This is a genomic window from Ferrovibrio sp. MS7, assembly GCF_038404985.1.
Taxonomy (GTDB): Bacteria; Pseudomonadota; Alphaproteobacteria; order Ferrovibrionales; family Ferrovibrionaceae; genus Ferrovibrio; species Ferrovibrio plantarum.
The window spans coordinates 295,203-314,458 of record NZ_JBBKBA010000002.1; the positions used below are offsets into that span (position 1 = coordinate 295,203).

The 19,256-nt window shown below is 63.8% G+C and carries 16 protein-coding genes; 6 read left to right on the forward strand and 10 right to left on the reverse strand.

What is annotated here, in order from left to right; genetic code table 11:
* Nucleotides 1-45 precede the first annotated feature (45 nt).
* Both V6B08_RS14600 and V6B08_RS14605 read left to right on the forward strand, forming a co-directional pair.
* On the forward strand, nucleotides 46-1,440 hold the full coding sequence (locus V6B08_RS14600) for an FAD-dependent oxidoreductase (protein ID WP_440588816.1): 1,395 nt from the start codon (nucleotides 46-48) through the stop codon (nucleotides 1,438-1,440).
* A gap of 3 nt (nucleotides 1,441-1,443) precedes the next feature.
* Complete coding sequence (locus V6B08_RS14605; RefSeq protein WP_341982153.1) at nucleotides 1,444-2,634, forward strand: MFS transporter; 1,191 nt, start codon at nucleotides 1,444-1,446, stop codon at nucleotides 2,632-2,634.
* Between the two features lie 15 nt (nucleotides 2,635-2,649).
* Here the strand turns inward: V6B08_RS14605 and V6B08_RS14610 are convergent, their stop codons facing one another.
* The 3 genes from V6B08_RS14610 to V6B08_RS14620 all read right to left on the reverse strand — a co-directional run bounded on the left by V6B08_RS14610 (nucleotide 2,650) and on the right by V6B08_RS14620 (nucleotide 4,243).
* Complete coding sequence (locus V6B08_RS14610; RefSeq protein WP_341982155.1) at nucleotides 2,650-3,144, reverse strand: hypothetical protein; 495 nt, start codon at nucleotides 3,142-3,144, stop codon at nucleotides 2,650-2,652.
* Nucleotides 3,144-3,503, reverse strand: coding sequence for a DUF6152 family protein (locus V6B08_RS14615; RefSeq protein ID WP_341982157.1), 360 nt, complete (start codon nucleotides 3,501-3,503; stop codon nucleotides 3,144-3,146). Before V6B08_RS14615 ends, V6B08_RS14610 begins: the two co-directional genes overlap by 1 nt.
* Nucleotides 3,504-3,655: 152 nt before the next feature.
* Complete coding sequence (locus V6B08_RS14620) at nucleotides 3,656-4,243, reverse strand: YbaY family lipoprotein (protein ID WP_341982158.1); 588 nt, start codon at nucleotides 4,241-4,243, stop codon at nucleotides 3,656-3,658.
* 178 nt (nucleotides 4,244-4,421) lie between these two features.
* On the opposite strand from V6B08_RS14620, the gene V6B08_RS14625 reads away from it, so the two are divergent.
* Nucleotides 4,422-4,991 carry a hypothetical protein gene (locus V6B08_RS14625; RefSeq protein ID WP_341982159.1) on the forward strand — a complete coding sequence of 190 codons (570 nt, stop codon included), beginning with the start codon at nucleotides 4,422-4,424 and terminating at the stop codon, nucleotides 4,989-4,991.
* Between the two features lie 57 nt (nucleotides 4,992-5,048).
* Here V6B08_RS14625 and V6B08_RS14630 read toward each other — a convergent pair whose 3' ends face one another.
* Nucleotides 5,049-5,699 carry a CoA transferase subunit B gene (locus V6B08_RS14630; RefSeq protein ID WP_341982160.1) on the reverse strand — a complete coding sequence of 217 codons (651 nt, stop codon included), beginning with the start codon at nucleotides 5,697-5,699 and terminating at the stop codon, nucleotides 5,049-5,051.
* Between the two features lie 12 nt (nucleotides 5,700-5,711).
* A complete protein-coding gene (locus V6B08_RS14635) occupies nucleotides 5,712-6,416 on the reverse strand; it encodes a CoA transferase subunit A (RefSeq protein WP_341982162.1) in 705 nt (234 codons plus the stop codon).
* Nucleotides 6,417-6,886: 470 nt separating this feature from the next.
* On the opposite strand from V6B08_RS14635, the gene leuA reads away from it, so the two are divergent.
* Nucleotides 6,887-8,575, forward strand: a complete 1,689-nt coding sequence (gene leuA, locus V6B08_RS14640) for a 2-isopropylmalate synthase (protein ID WP_341982163.1) — start codon at nucleotides 6,887-6,889, stop codon at nucleotides 8,573-8,575.
* 284 nt (nucleotides 8,576-8,859) lie between these two features.
* A complete protein-coding gene (locus V6B08_RS14645; protein ID WP_341982164.1) occupies nucleotides 8,860-9,198 on the forward strand; it encodes a P-II family nitrogen regulator in 339 nt (112 codons plus the stop codon).
* 121 nt (nucleotides 9,199-9,319) lie between these two features.
* On the opposite strand, the gene V6B08_RS14650 is transcribed toward V6B08_RS14645, so the two are convergent.
* The 5 genes from V6B08_RS14650 to V6B08_RS14670 form a co-directional block, all read right to left on the reverse strand.
* Nucleotides 9,320-13,927, reverse strand: coding sequence for a PAS domain-containing protein (locus V6B08_RS14650; RefSeq protein WP_341982166.1), 4,608 nt, complete (start codon nucleotides 13,925-13,927; stop codon nucleotides 9,320-9,322).
* Nucleotides 13,928-13,992: 65 nt separating this feature from the next.
* On the reverse strand, nucleotides 13,993-14,931 hold the full coding sequence (locus tag V6B08_RS14655) for a metal ABC transporter substrate-binding protein (protein ID WP_341982168.1): 939 nt from the start codon (nucleotides 14,929-14,931) through the stop codon (nucleotides 13,993-13,995).
* Between the two features lie 267 nt (nucleotides 14,932-15,198).
* Nucleotides 15,199-16,071 carry a metal ABC transporter permease gene (locus V6B08_RS14660; protein WP_341982169.1) on the reverse strand — a complete coding sequence of 291 codons (873 nt, stop codon included), beginning with the start codon at nucleotides 16,069-16,071 and terminating at the stop codon, nucleotides 15,199-15,201.
* 2 nt (nucleotides 16,072-16,073) lie between these two features.
* Complete coding sequence (locus tag V6B08_RS14665; protein ID WP_341982172.1) at nucleotides 16,074-16,820, reverse strand: metal ABC transporter ATP-binding protein; 747 nt, start codon at nucleotides 16,818-16,820, stop codon at nucleotides 16,074-16,076.
* Nucleotides 16,821-16,831: 11 nt separating this feature from the next.
* The gene (locus V6B08_RS14670; RefSeq protein ID WP_341982174.1) at nucleotides 16,832-17,017 is read right to left on the reverse strand and encodes a hypothetical protein; all 186 of its coding nucleotides are present in this window, start codon (nucleotides 17,015-17,017) and stop codon (nucleotides 16,832-16,834) included.
* Nucleotides 17,018-17,166: 149 nt separating this feature from the next.
* Here V6B08_RS14670 and V6B08_RS14675 point away from each other — a divergent pair, with 149 nt between their 5' ends.
* Complete coding sequence (locus V6B08_RS14675) at nucleotides 17,167-19,251, forward strand: transglycosylase domain-containing protein (protein ID WP_341982176.1); 2,085 nt, start codon at nucleotides 17,167-17,169, stop codon at nucleotides 19,249-19,251.
* The last annotated feature ends 5 nt before the right edge of the window (nucleotides 19,252-19,256 follow it).

Consider the following 19,256-nt stretch of genomic DNA (forward strand, 5'->3'; position numbering starts at 1 on the left):
TTTCCCCAATCATTCGCCCTTCGGCGAATAACGAAAGACCATGTCATGAATGCGATCAACCACCCCAATCTCGGCAACGACCTTCCCGTGATCGTCATTGGCGCCGGCCCTGTCGGCCTTGCTGCCGCAGCGCATCTGCTGGCGCGCGGCATTGGCGTCAAGCTTCTCGAAGCTGGCCCGGATGTGGGTAGCCATGTGCGCGACTGGGGCCATATCCGCCTATTCTCGCCTTGGTCCTATAACATTGATGCCGCCAGCCGCGCCCTGCTGCTGAAAACCGGATGGCAGGCCCCACGCCGAAGCCAGCACCCGACCGGCGCCGAGTTATATACCCAATACCTGAAGCCGCTGGCCGAAACGCCCGAGATTGCATCAGTTGTGGAGTATGATGCCCGCGTCATTGCCGTAAGCCGCCTGGGTTTTGACAAGATGAAATCGAGTGGCCGTGACCTGGCACCATTTACTATTCTGGTGCGGAAACCAGATGGCGCCGAACGGATCGAACTGGCCCGCGCGGTGATTGACTGCTCCGGCACTTGGAGCCAGCACAATCCGATCGGTACCAATGGCTTGCCTGTGCCTGGCGAAATCGCCGCCCGTGACCGCATCGCCTATGGCACGCCAGATGTCTTGACCGACGCGCGTTATGCCAACCAGCGGATACTGGTCACCGGCGCCGGTCATTCGGCGGCGAATGTCCTGCTCGACCTGGTGGCGCTGCGGCAGCGGGCGCCGCAGACGGAAATCATCTGGGCCGTGCGCGGTGCAAGCCTTGCCCGCCTGTTTGGCGGCGGCGCGAATGATAAGCTTGAGGCGCGCGGCGCACTCGGGCGCAGCCTGGAGAACATGGTGGCCGGCGGGCAGATCACGGTTCATATGCAAAGCAGCATCGCGCATATTGAGACCGGCGAACCCTTGACGGTTACGCTCCGTCGCCAGCACCTTGATCCAATGGTGATAGAGGTTGACCGCATCATCGTTGCCACCGGGCAGCGCCCTGACCTTACGATGCTGCGTGAGGTTCGGCTGGATCTTGACCCCGCCACGGAAAGCCCGCGTATCCTGGCGCCGATGATCGATCCGAATGTGCATTCCTGCGGCACCGTGCGCCCGCATGGCCATCGGGAGTTGGCACAGCCGGATGCCGGCTTCTATATCGCCGGCATCAAGAGCTATGGCCGCGCCCCCACATTCCTGCTGGCAACAGGCTATGAGCAGGTGCGCTCCATCGCGGCTGCCATCGCGGGAGATCTTGCGGCAGCGGATGACATCCAGCTTGAACTACCCGAAACTGGCGTGTGCAGCACGAACCTGCCTGTCGAAACCTCCTCCTGTTCGTCTTCGTCCTGCTCAACCCAATCTGAGTCGCCTGCGGTTCAAGTCGTGTCCGGCTGCGGCACCAGCAAGGGGAAACAGACCACCACGCAAGGCTGCTGCTGATCCATGCCCATTGCAAAAGAGCGCCGCACCCTGATCGTCATCGCGTTGGGTACAGCGCAGACACTTGCCTGGGGTTCGACCTACTATCTGCCAGCTATTCTCGCAGCCCCCATGGCCGACACTTTCGGGGTTTCGACCGGGTTCGTGTATGGCGTTTTTTCCATCGCCATGCTGATCACGGCTTTCTTCGGCCCGGGTGTCGGCCAGCGGATTGACCGCTTCGGCGGGCGCGGTGTTCTCACCACGTCCAGCCTGGTCTTTGCGCTGGGCCTGATCCTGCTTGGCGCCTCTCCCAATCTGGTGGTATTCGTCATCGGCTGGCTGGCAATCGGTCTGGGCATGGCCATGGGCCTGTATGAAGCAGGCTTCGCCACCCTTACCGCCATCTACGGCAAGGATGCCCGCAGCGCCATCACCGGCATCACGCTGCTTGCCGGCTTCGCCAGCACCATCTGCTGGCCGATCTCAACCATCGTGGAAGCGGAATGGGGCTGGCGCGTTGCCTGCTATGTCTGGGCAGCCGCCCATCTGCTGATCGGCCTGCCGATCAATCGCCTGTTGATACCGAAGACGGACTCTCAAGCATCCGTCAGCGCACCATCCGCCAGCAGTGAGGCGCCATCGAATCCTGACACATCCATGTTCAGCCGCCCGATGATATTGCTCGGCATCTCTTTCGCGGCCATGTGGATCACCAGCACGGCCCTGGCCGCCCACCTTCCCCGGATACTGGAGGCAGCCGGCGCGACAAAGACCGTGGCAGTTGCCGCAGCCTCGCTGGTCGGGCCGGCGCAGGTGGCGGCGCGCATACTGGAACATAGCGTGCTGCAGCGCTATCACCCGCTACTCTCGGCAAGGCTGGCGACAATCACCCATCCGATCGGATTTGCCATGCTGCTGATCTTCGGACCGGCCGCAGCCTATGTCTTCACGATCCTGCATGGATCCGGCAACGGTGTAATCAGCATTGCCAAGGGCACCCTGCCGCTGGCGATCTTCGGACCGATTGGCTATGGCCGCCGCCAGGGATACCTCGCGGCGCCTTCGCGCTTCGGGCAGGCAGCGGCGCCCTTCGTCTTCGCCTTGCTGCTGGAGCAATACGGCCACTACGTCCTGCTATTCACCAGCGGCCTCTGCGTGATCTCGCTGGCCGCCCTGATGCTGCTGCGCAACACCAATGAGCAAGCCTCCTGATTGCACCGGGATGCGCTACAGATAGGCAATAAGCCGGCCGCAAATCACCACACCGGTCCAGAACAGCAGCGAGGCGGCGGCCGCGATCTTGGCGGCGCGCGGCGGCTCAGTGCTCCAGGCGGCGATTTTGCCCCAGGGGCCGTAATGAAACAGCAACACATTCAGCAGCCCGAGCGCGATCAGCACCAGCTTGATCTGGAAAGCCGGGTTGGCGGCGAGGTGAGTCGCCTCGGTGCTGAACAAGAGCAATCCCATGGCGATGGCGAGACCGAGGCCATAGCCGGCCAGCGGTATGCTGATCCGGGCCAATTGCACCGGCGAGAGTGATCGCCCGAAGCCGAGCAGGCGCAGGTCGAAAATGGCAATGCCGGCAAACAAAGCCACGAAGCCGAGGATATGCAGTACTTCCACCGCCGGATAGAGCAGCAATTCCTCGCGCATGGCGCGGCCAAGGCTGGAATGCTCAAGCGCGAGCAGCAGTGGGTGCTGGATGGCGCCGTGATCGGCCATCAGCGCAGTTCGACCGTGAAGCCGTTATGGGTCAAGCGTTCGGCACGCATCTCGTCCGTACGCGAGCGGCTGGGATACCCCACCGCCACCACCTTGTCGCCGACCTTGATATCCGCTATCGGCTTGCCACGCGCGGCCATGCGGGCCGGCGGGGAAAGTGTCACCGTCCAGGTCTTGTCAGCCGTCTTAAGCCGTAATTCGCCATGCGGATTGTTCGGATCGATTTCCGCCACCACACCATCGAGCGTCAGCACCGTGGCGGCATCATAGGAACCCCAGCCATGATGCGCCAATGCCGGAGCGGCGAGCAGCAGCAGGGTAGCGGACCCCAAAAGTATCTGGCGGCGGCAAAGCGGCATGATTTCCCCCTGGTGGCAAATTCCCTGGCGACAAAACGAGAGAAGTATAACCGGAAAAAATACGGGCGGCGACTCAACAGAGAGCCGCCACCCGCTTTACTCCACTAGACTGCCGCCTAAAGCTTCAGCTTGGGAATATTAATCCCGGTAGTTTAGCGGGGTGTCACATAGACGCCGCCCGGAACGATTACGGTGGTGGTGGCAGGAGCCACGGTCACCGTCGGCGAGTTCTGGATCACCGCAGTCGGCGTTGCGGCGACGGGTGCGGCGGCATTCGGTACCAGCACGGTGCCGGCAGCCGGCACCAGGGTGACCTGCACATTGCGGTAAGGTGAGTTGCGCGTGATCACCGAATAGTTCTGGTCGTTGATCAGCAACAAGCGGCCAGCCTGCTCCACCTGCGCCTGCACATAGTAGGTGCCGTTCGGATTGATTGTGCCAAAATAGTAGCGCAGATCGAAATGGGCCGGCAGCGGCGCCGCAGCAATGCGCTGCTCTGTCACCGTATAGGCAGCCATGTCACCGCGCGTGGCGTCGAGCAGGCGCACCACCAGCACCGAGTCAGCCGGCAGCACCATGCTTTGGCGCGTGGCAATGGTGCCACTTACCGACTCCTGCGGCCCGGAGGCACAAGCGGCCAGTGGCATCGCGGCGATAAGGCCCACCAGCGCCAGCGTGGTACGACGCGAGGGGCGCGGATGATTGTTGATATTCTTTGCGATAGTCTGAACAACGGTCATGGGAAACTCCCTTATTCTTGGATGGCTATATGACTTCGGTTGAGGCTCCGGGTTTCATGCAGTCCGGCGCTGGTTCCATTGCGGCCCTGGAACATGGTCCGAATGTGTCCATAGCAAGGAATGATTGTGTGCACCCGTTGCTTGAATTGGCCTTGCTGCATCCCTATCTGCATCAGCGATGACGATGCGTTTCCGTTTCACCGCAGATATTTGGCAGGAAACCGCCGAGGCAACCGCGCGGCGATTTTCCGATCAGGCAGCACGCGTGCAATCGCTGCTCGAGCGTGGCACAACCCTGAAAGTGCTGCGGCTTGGCAGCGATGTCGGCGTCGCCATTGGCAGCATGCTGCTGCATCACGGCCGCGAAAGCGCCGCGACGTTGCTGGATTCGGCGCGCGGCGGCTCACTCGGCGGCGCCATGAGTTCGGCCGCCATTGCCGCCCTGCTCAACCTGCATCGCCAGGCGCGCGGCGAGCAGAACTGGCGCACGACATGCAAGGCCGCCGGTCGCGACGCCTTCAGCGGCGCCGGCAGCGGCCTTGCCGCCACGCTCGCCGCCAGCACATCGAAGATAGCCTTAGCCGGTGTCGCGGCACCGGTTCTCGCCAAAGCCGCAGCGCCGGTCGTTGCTGCCGCCGTTGCCGGCTGGCTGGCACAGGAAGCCGCCGAACGTGGCCTGAAACTGGCTGGCGACTGGATGCTGGTGCCGGATCACGCGCTGCCGGAACAACGGCCCCACTCTTCCTAAAAGAAAAAGCCCCGGCGGTTACCCGCCGGGGCTTGGCTATTCAATGCAGCGAACCGCTTACTTGGCGGTATCGGCGATGCTGTAGGTCGCTTCGGTCTTGGAAGCGATTTCCTCGAGCGACACGCCCGGCGCACGCTCCAGCAGCACCATGCCGCCGCCCTTGCGGTCGACGGAGAACACCGCCAGATCGGTCACCACCATATCAACGACACCGGCGCCGGTCAGCGGCAGGTTGCAGCGATGCAGCAGCTTCTTCTCGCCATCCTTGGCGGCATGCTCCATCACCACCACCACGCGCTTCACGCCGGCAACGAGGTCCATGGCACCGCCCATGCCCTTCACCATCTTGCCCGGAATCATCCAGTTGGCCAGATCGCCATTCTCCGACACCTGCATGGCGCCGAGGATCGACAGGTCGATATGACCGCCACGGATCATCGCGAAGCTGTCGGCGGAGGAGAAGTAGCTGGAATAGGGCAGTTCGGTGATGGTCTGCTTGCCGGCATTCACCAGGTCCGGGTCTTCCTCGCCCTCATAGGGGAAGGGGCCCATGCCGAGCATGCCGTTTTCCGACTGCAGCACCACATGCATGCCGTCGGGAATGTAGTTCGACACCAGAGTGGGGATGCCGATGCCGAGATTGACGTAGAAACCGTCCTTCAGTTCCTTCGCGGCACGGGCGGCCATTTCATCGCGGGTCCAAGCCATGGTCAGATCTCCTTAAGCCGGGCGCTTGCGCGTGGTGCGGTTCTCGATCCGCTTCTCATAGGGGGCACCGCAGATCAGGCGCTGCACGTAGATGCCCGGCGTGTGGATCTGGTCGGGCGGCAACTGCCCGGCTTCCACGATCTCCTCCACTTCCACCACGGTGACGCGGCCGGCGGTGGCCATCATCGGATTGAAGTTGCGCGCGGTCTTACGGTAGATGAGGTTGCCTTCGGTATCAGCCTTCCACGCCTTCACCAGCGAGAGGTCGGCCACCAGGCCGGTCTCCATGATGTAGCGCTCGCCGTTGAAGACGCGTTCTTCCTTGCCCTCGGCGATCAGCGTGCCGACGCCGGTCTTGGTGTAGAAGGCCGGGATGCCAGCGCCGCCGGCGCGGATGCGCTCGGCCAGCGTACCCTGGGGATTGAATTCCAGTTCCAGTTCACCCGCCAGATACTGCTGCGCGAAGATCTTGTTCTCGCCGACATAGGACGAGATCATCTTCTTCACCTGCCGCGTCTCCAGCAGCAGGCCGAGGCCGAAACCATCGACGCCGGCATTGTTGGACACGCCGGTGATACCCTTCACGCCACTGTCGCGCAGGGCAACCAGCAGCTTTTCAGGGATGCCGCACAGGCCGAAGCCGCCGCACATCACCATCATGTCGTCGCGCAGCAGGCCGTCCAGCGCCGCCTTAGCGTTTGGATAGACTTTCCCCATAATTTCCCGGTCCTCACCGCTATTGTGTTGATCGCGCGGACCTTACATGTTGCACCGCAAAGTGGCAATGCCCGACCTGACGGACACGTCATATCTCCGGCCCAGCCCAGGGGCCGCTTGACGCCTGCCGGCCCGGCAGGCAGAATAACCCTATTATGAAGCGCGACCGGCGACTTACGCAGCTGCTCCTTATCAACCCGATCCTGTAAGCAGGGTCGGGCAACAGCAGCGCACGCGTTTAAGTCCCCTTATCCTCCCCAAATTCCGGTCGCCTACCATGTCCAGCCATTCGTCTACCCGCATTACCCCGGCGCATAGCCATATCCCGGCCCGCATTCTCCCGGCCCTGGCGGCGCAGCTTGGCGCGCTACGACTTAGCGGCGGCCGCTGAGTCTTTTCCGGGCCACTCGGCGGCCGTAATCGGGCCCCTCACCCTTATCGCTACAAATTCCGACTTTCAGGAGTGTGCCATGAGCACCGCCAACACCATGCCGTTCCACAAGTACCGCCCGTTCCAGCCGATCAAGCTGCCCGACCGCACTTGGCCGAACCGGGTCATCACCAAGGCGCCGATCTGGTGCAGCGTCGATCTGCGCGACGGCAACCAGGCGCTGATCGAGCCGATGGGCCCGGAGCGCAAGCGCCGCATGTTCGAGACCCTGGTGAAGCTGGGCTTCAAGGAAATCGAGATCGGCTTCCCGGCCGCCAGCCAGACCGATTTCGACTTCTGCCGCGAACTGATCGAGCAGAACCTGATCCCCGATGACGTGACCGTGCAGGTGCTGGTGCAATGCCGGCCGGAATTGATCGAGCGCACCTTCGAGAGCCTGAAGGGCGCCAAGCGCGCCATCGTGCATTTCTACAATTCCACCTCCACGTTGCAGCGCCGCGTGGTGTTCGGCATGGAGAAGGAAGGCATCACCCAGATCGCTACCGATGCCGCCAGGCTGGTGAAGCAGCTGGCCGCCCAGGCGCCGGAAACCGACTGGGTGTTCCAGTATTCGCCGGAAAGCTTCACTGGCACGGAAGTGGATTACGCGGTGGAAATCTGCGAGGCGGTGATGGACGTGATCCAGCCGACGCCGGAGCGGCGGATGATCCTCAACCTGCCGGCCACGGTGGAAATGAGCACGCCAAACATCTACGCCGACCAGATCGAGTATTTCCTGCGCAAGGTGAAAAACCGCGACAGCATCATCCTCAGCCTGCACCCGCATAACGACCGCGGCACCGGTGTTGCCGCCGCCGAACTGGGCGTGATGGCCGGTGCCGACCGCGTGGAAGGCACGCTGTTCGGCAATGGCGAGCGTACCGGTAATGTCGATGTGGTGACACTGGCGATGAACCTGTTCAGCCAGGGCGTCGACCCGACGCTGGACTTTACCGACATCACGGCCGCGGCCCGCACGGCGGAATACTGCAACCAGTTGCCGGTGCATCCGCGCCACCCTTATGTGGGCGAACTGGCCTTCACCGCCTTCTCCGGCTCGCACCAGGATGCGATCAAGAAGGGCATGGCGGCACAGAGCCAGCGCAACGACAATGTCTGGGAAGTGCCCTACCTGCCGATCGACCCGGCCGATGTCGGCCGCGCCTACGAGCCGGTGATCCGCATCAACAGCCAGTCCGGCAAGGGCGGCATCGCCTATGTGATGGAACAGGATTACGGTTTCGAACTGCCGCGCCGGCTGCAGATCGAATTCAGCCAGGTGATCCAGAAGATCGCAGAGAACACCGGCAAGGAAATCTCGCCTGACCTGATCTGGAACAGCTTCAAGGGTGAATATCTCGAGCAGCCGGAAGCCGCCTACCGCTTCAAGGGCCACCGCACCCTGCCGGATGTGCACGCCTCCGACCGCCGCCTGCTCACCGCCGAAGTGGAGGTGAATGGCGAGAAGGTTTCGCTCGAGGGCAGCGGCACCGGGCCGATCGACGCCTATATCGACGCGCTCAGCCGCCATAGCGGCCTGACGCTGAACCTGATCGACTACCGGGAGCATGCCATCGGCAAAGGCAGCTCCACCGAGGCCGCCGCCTTCGTCGAGTTGAAGCGGCCGGATGGCTCCACCCTGTTCGGGGTCGGCTGTGACCGCAATATCGTCGCCGCCTCGCTCAAGGCGGTGACCTCGGCGGCCAATCGCCTGATGACCGGCGGCTAACCACAGGGTATCGGCACCACTGGGGCGGGAACCCGCCCCAGTGGACCACCCTGGGTATTTATTGCACAAAATGCGCGTTTTTTAGGCGGTGATTCGTCACCTGCTTGCGGATGTCCTCCGCTTAGGCGCTGAATCTGCCTCTAACCCCGCTACGACTCGGACTTGCCAACCGGGTTTCAAAGCGGCACGGTTCTTGAAGGAGTGATGAGGCGAAACGCCCGAGCCCGATTTCCGCCCTTAAGGCGGCCGGGGCGGGCCGGCGATAACGTTGAGGAGTGCGAGACATGAAACTGGTCACGGCTGTCATCAAGCCATTCAAGCTCGACGAAGTACGCGAGGCGCTTACCGCCCTCGGTGTCGAAGGCCTCACGGTAACCGAGGTCAAGGGCTTCGGACGGCAGAAGGGCCATACTGAGATTTACCGCGGCGCCGAATACGCCGTCAGCTTCCTGCCCAAGGTGAAGATCGAAGTGGCGGTGAAGTCGGCCCTGGCCGACCGCGTGGTGGAGGCGATTCAGACCGCCGCCAAGACCGGCCAGATCGGCGACGGCAAGATTTTCGTCCTCGACCTGGAAAAGGCCCTGCGCATTCGTACCGGCGAAACCGACGACGACGCGCTCTAAGTATCTCTGTCCGGCTTAATGCGCCGGCTGCCGTTGCGTCCCACTCCTCCGGGGACCCGCGCCTTGCAAGCGTGACGGCAGCCGGTTCGCATGTCTGCCGCCTGCCTTCGTTCCACAGCCTTCAATGCTTGAGACCATAGCGCGCGGCAATATCCGCCCGCGCTTCGGTCATAACATCGCCGAGTCTGCTCGCCGCCCCTGCCGCATCTCCCTCGCCACGGCAGCGTGCAACCAGTTCGTCGGCTGCAGCGGCCACCCCATCGAGCCCCAATGTGCCGGCGCTGCCCTTGATGGTATGCGCCAAGCCGGCCAGCGCGGCGCGGTCTCCCGGCGCCACTTCCGCCAGCCTGGCGCTGAAATCATCCAGGAAGCCGGCCAGCATCGCCGCCGTTTCCTCGCGGCCAAGCCGGCGCTCCAGCCGGGCGATGCGATCCTCCTCGAACCGCTCCCCGCCTGCCGCTGCCGCCTCGCCCGGCGGCAGAGCCAGCAGACCGGCAAGCACGCGGTAAAGCGTTGCCGGCTCGAAGGGTTTGCCGAGATGGGCATTCATACCAGCGGCGAGGCAGGCTTCTACATCCTCGGGCAAGGTGTTCGCCGTCATCGCCACGATCGGCAATGAGGCGAAACGGCCGCCAAGGGCGCGGATACGGCGAGTGGCTTCCAGGCCATCCATACCCGGCATCTGCATATCCATCAGCACCGCATCGAACGGCTCGCTGCGCACCACCGCCAAGGCCTCGAAACCATCGCTGGCCACCACAACGGCATGACCATCCTCGCGCAACATCGTGGCGGCGATGCGCTGGTTGACCAGATTATCCTCCACCAGCAGCAGGCGGCGCGGCGGCAAGCGCAGGGGTGGCTCGCCGCTTTCGCGCTGCGGTGCCTGTCCGAGCGGCATGGTGATCTCGAACCAGAAAGTGGAGCCGGCGCCGGGTGCGGAATCGACATCGATGCGGCCACCGAGCAGTTCGACCAGCTTCTTGGAAATGCTCAAGCCCAGACCGGTGCCGCCATAGCGCCGGGTGATCGAGGAATCCGCCTGGGAGAAGGCCGCGAACAGTTTCTCGCGCTGCTCCGGCGTGATGCCGATGCCGGTGTCGCGCACAGCGATCCGCACCCGCTCGGCTTCGCCATCGCCTTCCAGGCGCTGTACATCCAGCACCACCGAACCGGCCTCGGTGAATTTCAGCGCATTGCCCACGAGGTTCAGCAGCACCTGGCGCAGCCGTGTCGGATCGCCGCGATGCCATTCGCCGAGCATCGGATCGATCTCGCTGCGCAGCACCAGCGCCGGCTTCTCGGCGGCGCGTTGCGCCAGCATGGACAGCACCGAGCCACAGAGTTCGGCGAGCGAGAAGTCGATCTTCTCGACCTCCACCCGCCCGGCTTCCAGCTTGGAAAAATCCAGGATGTTGTCCAGGATGGCCAGCAGGGCGCGGCCGGAGGACAGCACGGTCTCGACACGCTCACGCTGTTCATCATTAAGGCCGCTGCGCAGCAGCAGCCGCGTCATGCCCAGAACGCCATTCATCGGCGTGCGGATTTCATGGCTCATCACGGCAAGGAATTCCGCCTTGGCCCGCGCCGCCTGCTCGGCGGCCTCCTTGGCGGCCGTCAGCTCGGTAATATCCAGTGCCACGGTGAGTATCTGGCGAATATCATCGTCGCGATCCTTGATCGGCAGCTTGTTGTAGAGCCAGACGCGCAGCCGGCCCTGGGCATCCGGGTGGCGCACTTCGACGAAGCCGGTCTCGCGACCGCTCTGCAGCACCTGGGCCTCGTAATCATGAATGAAATCCGAGCGCCGCTCGCCGAACACTTCACCTGCCAGCTTGCCGAGCAGGCGTTCCGGCGGCAGGCCGACAACTTCTTCGGCGAAGTAGCGGTTCACCAGCACATAGCGCAGGTCGATATCCTTGAGATGGATCGCTACCGGCAGCGCATCCATCACCGTCTGCAATGTCCGGCGGCTCAGTTCGATCAGGCGTTCCGCCTGCTTGCGTTCGGTGACCTCGAAGGACAACGACAGCACGCCTTCGACACTGCCATCCGCCGCCAGCAGCGGCAGCTTGTTGGTCTGCCAGTCACGCAGCCGTCCCTGTGCGTCCGGGAAAGTCTGGTCGAACATGTTGCTCTCGCCATGCTGAACAGCGGCATCGTCCATCTGCGGCGCCACCCGGCTCGGCGTTGCCTGGAACAGCTCCAGCGCGGTGCGGCCCAGCGCCTGATCGGCGCTGACGCCATTGATCTCCTGGAAATGACGATTGACCAGGCGGTAGCGTAATTCCCGGTCTTTCACGCTGATAATCACCGGAATGCCATCCAGCACCGTACGCAGCAGGCGGCGGCTTTCCTCGGTGGCGCGCTCCGCCTGCTTCTGCCGGGTCACATCCAGGGTGACGGTGAGGATCTGCGCCACGCGGCCATCCTCGCCACGGATCGGCAGCTTGTTGTAAAGCAGATGCTGGGTCTGCCCGGTGGCCTCCCAATGGCGCTCGATATCGACAAAGCCGGTGGCAATGCCATGGGTGAGAATCTGGCGGTCCTGCTCGTTGGTACGGTCGGCAATGCCGGGCCCCTGCGGCACACCGGCGGCCACTTCCTCCATGCGCTTCCCAAGCAGCTTTTCCGCCGGCAGGCCGACAAAGCCGGAGAATTGCCGGTTGACCATGACAAAGCGAAGCTGGTCATCCTTGAGGCTGACAGCGATTGGCAATTCATCCAGCACCATCTGCAGCATGCGCCGGGCCTGCTCGATCTCGCGCTGCGCCCGCTTCTGGTCGGTGATGTCGAACACCACCGTCAACACCTGATCGATGATGCCCTCGGCATTGTGCATCGGCACCTTGTTGATCAGCCAGGCGCGGCTGCGGCCAGAGGCATCCGGGAAGGTGGTTTCAACGAAGCCGGTGGCACGGCCGGTAGCCAGCACCCGGGCATCCAGAGCGGCAACATTGACCGGCGCATGCGTACCCGCGACTTCGGCGGCACGATGGCCCAGCAACTCGCTGGCGGCGCGCCCGACCACTTCGGTGAATTGGCGGTTGACCAGGGTATAGCGATGCTCGCGGTCCTTCACCTGCAGCGCGACCGGCACTTCATCCAGCACTGTCTGCAGCAACAGGCGGCTTTCCTCGGCAGCCGAGATACTGCGGCGCAATTCGGTGATATCGGTGACAATGCAGACCGAACCGCCATCGGAACGCGGATATGCCTGCATGCGCAGGATGGTGCCATCCAGCCGCAGGATTTCGCCTTCATGGACCCTCCCGGCCGCCAGGTCGAGCACGGCATCACGCAGATAATCGCGCACGGCGGCGGGATCATGGAACCGGCTGGCCGCCTTGTATGACAACAAGCTGTCGGCGCTCTCGCCGGTTTCCGGCCGCCCTGGCGGCAGAGCCAGGAGGCTGCTGAATTGCGCATTGGCCACTACCACGGCACGCCGGGCATCGAAAATCACCAGGCCCTGGCCCATGGCTTCCAGCGCGGTATCGATCACCGCCGACTTTTCCGCGAGATCGGCCTGGGCGACGCGCAGATTGGTCAGGGCAGCCTCGCTCTTGCGCCGGGCTGCCGAAACATCGAGCAGAGCCGCCTTGAACACATCGGTGGCTCGCGCCATCTGGCCGATTTCATTGCCTTCGGCCAGATGCGGAATATCGGTTTCAAGGCGGCCGGCAGCAAGGCTGCGCATCGCCTGGGTCATATCCGCCAGCGGCCGCACCGTGCGGCGCACCACCAGCCAGGCGCAGCCCAGGCCGAGCAGCAGGCAGAGCACGCCGATGAACAGGTTAAACACCGCGCTGGTCTGCAGGTCGCGCAACAGGCCGGCCGCCAGACGCTGTTCCTCGGCGGCAGCCTGCCGGCGGAGATCGCCGGCACCGGCGCCGATCACCCGGCCATGCTCGGCCAGGGCCGCAATCTGGCGCAGCAGTCTGTCATCCAGCTCCACCAACTCGCCGAAGCGGCTTTCCACATCGCCATGATCGGCCTGCATCAGCTGCACGGCGCGGCGCGCTGCCTCATCATGCAGCATCTCCTCGATCTCGAGCAGATCGGGACGCAAAAGGTTAAGGCGCTGATGCGCCTCCAGCAGCGGCGAGCGGGTGCCGGTGGCAAAGATTTCCAAGGCCAGGGCCTGTGCCTGGATCAGGCGCTGACGCACCTCGCCGATTCGCCGCGCGGCGCCTAGATCGCCCCGGCCGAGCGCTCCGGCACCGAGCGTATCGAGGCCGTTCAGTACGAATCCGACCTTGGCCAGCCACTCCTGCCGCGCCTGCTGGCGCTGCTCCTGCATTGTCACCAGGCCATCAAAAAGCTCGGTGAACCCACCAAGTTCGCCTTGAAGAACGCGAAGCCCACGATTGCCTTCCACCTTGCCAAACCGCTCTACCGCTTCAGTCAGCGTGTGCGACAGTGTGGCAATGCGGGCGCCGATTTCGTCGCGCTGTTCATTGCGACGGCCCGAAGCATAGGTGAGTACGGCCAGCCGCAATTCGGCGGTGGCGCGTTCGACATCGGTTGCCAGCGCGGCCAGGGAGGCGCGGTCAGCCGAAGCCACTGCCTTGCGCTCGATCTCGCGCAAGGTGACAAGGCCGATGGCATTGGAAATCATGATCACGCCGACCAGCGCCAGGAAGCCGCCAAAGATCAGCTTGCCGATGCTCAAGGACGGCTTCAGGGGCAGGCCCGGGGTGGTATCGGGCTCGGTATCGTCGGTCAAAGGCACTCCCCCGCCTCAAGGTTGAGGCAGGTTAGAGCGGAATGCAGCTAAAATGAAGCGGCGGCTTAGCTCTCGCGGCGCATGGCGCCGACCAGACGCTCGACATTGAGGCGGTAGAGCTTGAGGTAGCTATCGGCCTCGCTGCCCCGGGGCCCCAGGGCGTCGGAATAGAGCCGGCCACCCACCGTCACCTTGGCTTCCTTGGCGATCTGCTCGATCAGGCGCGGATTGACCACATTCTCGAAGAACAGCGCCTGTACCCGCTGGCGCTTAATCTGGCGGATGAGCTGCGCCACGGTCTCGGCGGAGGCTTCCGACTCCGTATTCATGCCTTGCGGCGCAAGGAAGGTGATCAGGTAGCGGTCGGCCAGGTAGCCGAAGGCATCATGCTGGGTGATCGCCTTGCGATGGGCACGCGGCACCAGGTCGAACTGCGCCGATGCCCAGGTATCCAGGTCCTTTAGCTGTGCCGCATAGGCTGCGCCGCGCTGGCGATAGCCCTCGGCATGCTGCGGATCGGCAGCGGCCAGGCCGGCAACGATATTCGCCACATAAGCCTGCATACGCTGCAGGTCATGCCAGACATGCGGATCATCCTGTTCCTTGCCCGCCTTGGCATCGGCAGGCCCATGGCTATGGCCGGCATGATCATGGCCAGCCAGCTTGCGCGGCTGGATCCCCTGGGCAGCAACGATACGCCGGCCCTTGAAGCCGGAAGCGGCCACCAGGCGGTCGAGCCAGGTTTCAAAATTGAGACCATTGGCAATCAGGATATCGGCACTGGCAACGGCGCGGGCATCGGCCGGGCTCGGCTGAAAGACATGGGCATCGCCACCAGCCGGTACCAGCGTGGTGACGGTGAGCCGCTCGCCGCCGACCTGCTCGACGATATCGGCCAGGATCGAGAAACTGGCAATGACCTTCAGCTTTTCCTGGGTCTGGGCCTGGGCGTGAACCGGCGGGGCGGCGAACAGCAACATCAGGGCAAACAGCATGGCGCGCATGGTTAGGGTCCAGACTCATTGGGGATAGGCCCGGGATTGGTCTGGGAAGGCCACCGGTTAGGAGCAAATCGCAGCGCGTAGTAGGACTACGGGCAAGATTTGCGACGACATCCGGCGGCCTTCCCAGACCAACCCTTGCGGGCGATGTGCTTTTCTTGCCTGGCGTTGTCGAAAACCCTCACCGATGCCCCACATCGCTTTCGGCCTTTCTCCTAGCCAGGCAAGAAAATCACAACGTCACGGGCCTATCCCCAATGGGTCCGGACCCTAGGCCTCCAGATGCCGTGCCGGCAGCAGCCGCAGCAGGATGCCCTGCACGCGGCCGAAGAACAGCGACACGATGTAAAGGCTGCCGCAGGCCAGCACGATGGCCGGGCCGGACGGCAGGTTGGCATGGAAAGACAGCAGCAGGCCGGCATAGCCGGAAATCGCGGCGATCAAGGCCGCCACCGCCATCATGCCCGGCAGCGAGCGTGCCCAGAAGCGCGCCGTCACCGCCGGCAGCATCATCAGGCCGACCGCCATCAGCGTACCGAGTGCCTGGAAGGCGGCGACCAGATTCACCACCACCAGGCCAAGGAAAATCAGATGATACAGCGTGCCGCCGCCGGTGCCGCGCAGGCTGCGCAGGAATTCGGGATCGAAGCCATCGAGCAGCAGCGGGCGGTAGAGCGCCGCCAGCAATGCCAGGCTGATGCTGCTGATCACGCCGAGCAGCAGCAGGGCGGCTTCATCCACCGCCAGCACACTGCCGAACAGAATATGCATCACATCGACGCTGGAGCCGCGCATCGAGATCAGCGCCACACCAAGCGCCAGGGCGATCAGGTAGAAAGCCGCGACCGAAGCGTCTTCGCGCTGGTCGGTGGCGCGCGTGGCTGCACCCGCCGCCAGCACCACCACAAGGCCGGCGATCACGCCACCGATGGAAATCGCCGGCAGCGAGAAACCAGCGATCAGGAAGCCGGTGGCGGCACCGGGCAGGATGGCATGGCTCATTGCCTCGCCGAACAGGCTCATGCGCCGCAGCATCAAGATCACGCCGATCGGTGCCGAGCCCAGCGCCAGAGCGAAGCAGGCAACCAATGCCCGCTTCATGAAAGCGAATTCGATGAATGGCTGGATGAAGAACTCGAGCATGGTCAGGCCGCCGTATCGGCGGCGCAGACCGCCGCATGCTCAGACCAGGATTCCGCCATGCGCCGGGCGCGCAACTGGTTTTCCGCCGTCAGCACTTCCGCCGTGCGACCCCAGGCAACCGGTTCGCGCGCCAGATACAGCGCTTCCGGGAAACGGCTCTGCACCAGATCGAAATCATGCAGTACCGCCACAACGGTACGCGCTTCACCATGCCAGCGATGCAGCAGCTCAACCAGATCGCTCACCGTGCGGGCATCCAGCGCGTTGAACGGCTCGTCCAGCAGGATCAGGCGGGCATCCTGCACCAGCACGCGGGCAAACAGCGCGCGTTGCAACTGGCCGCCAGACAGCGTTGCCAGCGGGCGCTTTTCGAAACCTTCGAGACCGACGGCGGCGAGTGCTTCGCGCGCCGCTGTAATGCCGTGCCGGCCAATGCCGCCGAAGGGACCAACATGCTGCCATTGCCCGAGCAGCACCAGTTCCAGCACCGAAATCGGGAAAGCGCGATCAAGACTTGCCTGCTGCGGCAGATAGGCGATATCGCGCTGCCGCAGTGGACCGCGTTCGATGCTGCCGCCGGCCAGCGGCAGCATGCCGGCCATGGCCTTCAGCAGCGTGCTCTTGCCGGCGCCATTCGGCCCGACCACGGCGGTGAGCGAGCCCGCTGTGAAGCAGCCGCTCAGGTGATGCACCGCCGGGTGGCGGTCATAGGCAACGGTAACATTGCGGCAGGAAATATCGGCGCTCATGGCGGCAGGCTTCAATCGCTGAGCAAGGCCCAGGCGATCAGGCCCCAGAGGGCCGCCAGCAACGGCAGCAGCCAGAGCAGGCGCTGCACCAGGCCGGCCGCCAGGAAGCTGACCGCCATACCCGCGCCAGCCAAAGCCGGCGAAGGGCCATGGCTGCCATGGTGATGATGGCTATGATCGTGGTGTTGATTGGACATGTTACTTTATAACATACGGGGAAAAACATCCCGGTCAAGCCCCCTGCCCTAAAGCCGACATATTCTGCCGCCAATCAGGCCCCAAGCCGCCCCTTGTTTCAGCATACGGGGGCTACCATTCCGTAACCCTGGTCCTGTAAGCCTGCCCCATGTCCACATCCTCCTCCGGTAAGTCCAGCCGCAAGAAGTCCACGCCCAAGGCGCGCAAGCTCCTCAGGGGCGGTTGGCTGCGCCGGATACTGGTCGGCATTGCCTTGCTCGGCATCTGGAGTGTGGTCATGGTCGGTGGCGTGGTGGCCTACTACGCCTATACCTTGCCGAGCTTCAACGAGCTTTATGTCATCGAGCGGCGGTCCTCGATCTCGCTGCGCGCAGCGGATGGCAGCATGCTCGCCACTTTCGGCGACCTCTATGGCGAACACCGCAATCTCAAGGAATTGCCCAAGCATCTGCCGGAGGCGCTGATCGCCACCGAGGACCGGCGCTTCTACAGCCATTTCGGCATCGATCCGATCGGCCTGGGCCGTGCCACCTTCGCCAATATCCGCGCCGGCCGCGTGGTGCAGGGTGGCTCCACGCTGACGCAGCAGCTCGCCAAGAATGTGTTCCTCGATACCAGTCGCACCATGAAGCGCAAGGTGCAGGAATTGCTGCTCGCCTTCTGGCTGGAGCGCAATTTCACCAAGGACCAGATCCTGGAGATGTATCTCAACCGCGTCTATTTCGGCGCCGGCGCCCATGGCGTCGAGGCTGCGGCGCAGCGTTATTTCGACAAGCCGGCAAGCAAGCTGAATCTGACCGAGAGCGCCATGCTGGTCGGGTTGCTGAAGGCACCGTCCCGCCTGGCGCCTACCGGCAACATCAAATCGGCGCAGAGCCGCGCGGCGCAGGTGATCGACAACATGGTGGCTGCCGGCTTTATCGACGAAGCCGCAGCCAAAGCGGCGGCAGCCAAGCCAGCACAGCTTGCCCGTTCGCGCCTGCCGATGCCGAATGCACGCTACTTCGCCGATTGGGCGGTGGAGGAAATCTACCAGCTTGTCGGCCGCGACCAGCCCGACCTGATCGTGTGGACAACGCTGGATGCACGCCTGCAGCAAGCCGCCGAACGGGCGGCGGAAGCGGCCTTGAGCCGCGATGGCGAGAAGCTGGATGTCGACCAGGCGGCGCTGGTGGCGCTATCGCCCGATGGCGCTGTGCGCGCCATGGTGGGCGGCCGCGACTATCTTGAATCGAGCTTCAACCGCGCCACCCAGATGCGCCGCCAGCCGGGCAGCGCCTTCAAGCCGATCCTGTTTCTCACCGCGCTGGAAAACGGCATCCACCCCGAGGACAGTTTCATCGACGGCCCGATCAGCGTGGAGAACTGGGCGCCACGCAACTACAACGGCAAGTTCCAGGGCCCGACCACGTTCCGCGAAGCCGCTGCGCAATCCACCAATACCGTGGCGGTGCAACTCTCCGAACGCGTCGGGCGCCAGCGCGTGATCGAGACGGCGCGGCGGCTTGGTATCGTCAGCGACCTCAAGCCGCATCCCTCCCTGGCGCTGGGCGCCTTCGAGACCGGCCTGCTCGAACTCACCAACGCCTACACCACCTTTGCCAATGGCGGCTACACCGTGATGGCCTATGCCGTGCTGGAAATCCGCGACACCAGGGGCAACGTGCTATTCCGCCGCGATGGACAGAGCGTGATGGCGCATATGATCGACCCCGAGCCGTTGAGCGAATTGAACGAATTGCTGCAAGGCGTGGTGGATAACGGCACCGGTCGCGCCGCCCGTATCGGCCGCCCGGTAGCGGGCAAGACCGGCACCACGTCGGATTACCGCGACGCATGGTTCATCGGCTATACGCCGGACCTGATCACCGGCGTATGGGTTGGCAACGACAATAACGCACCGATGAACAAGGTTACCGGCGGCGGCATGCCGGCGCAGATCTGGCGCGCCTTCATGCAGGAAGCGGTGAAGGGCAGTGAGGCCAAGCCGCTGGTCCGCCAGCCGCCGCGCAGCGAAACCCCGCTGGCCGGCATCACCTCGCTGTGGGACCGCATCCTGCAGCAGTTCAATGGCCGTCCCGCCACGCCTGCGCCTTCACCCGCACAAGGCAATGCGCCGCCACCGCCACGCCAGACGCCGCTGTCGGACAACAGCATGCCCCAGCCCGCAGCCCCGGAACCCGCCGAACCGCGCATGATCTGGCAGGTTGGCCCGCAGCCGATTAGGCAATAACATGC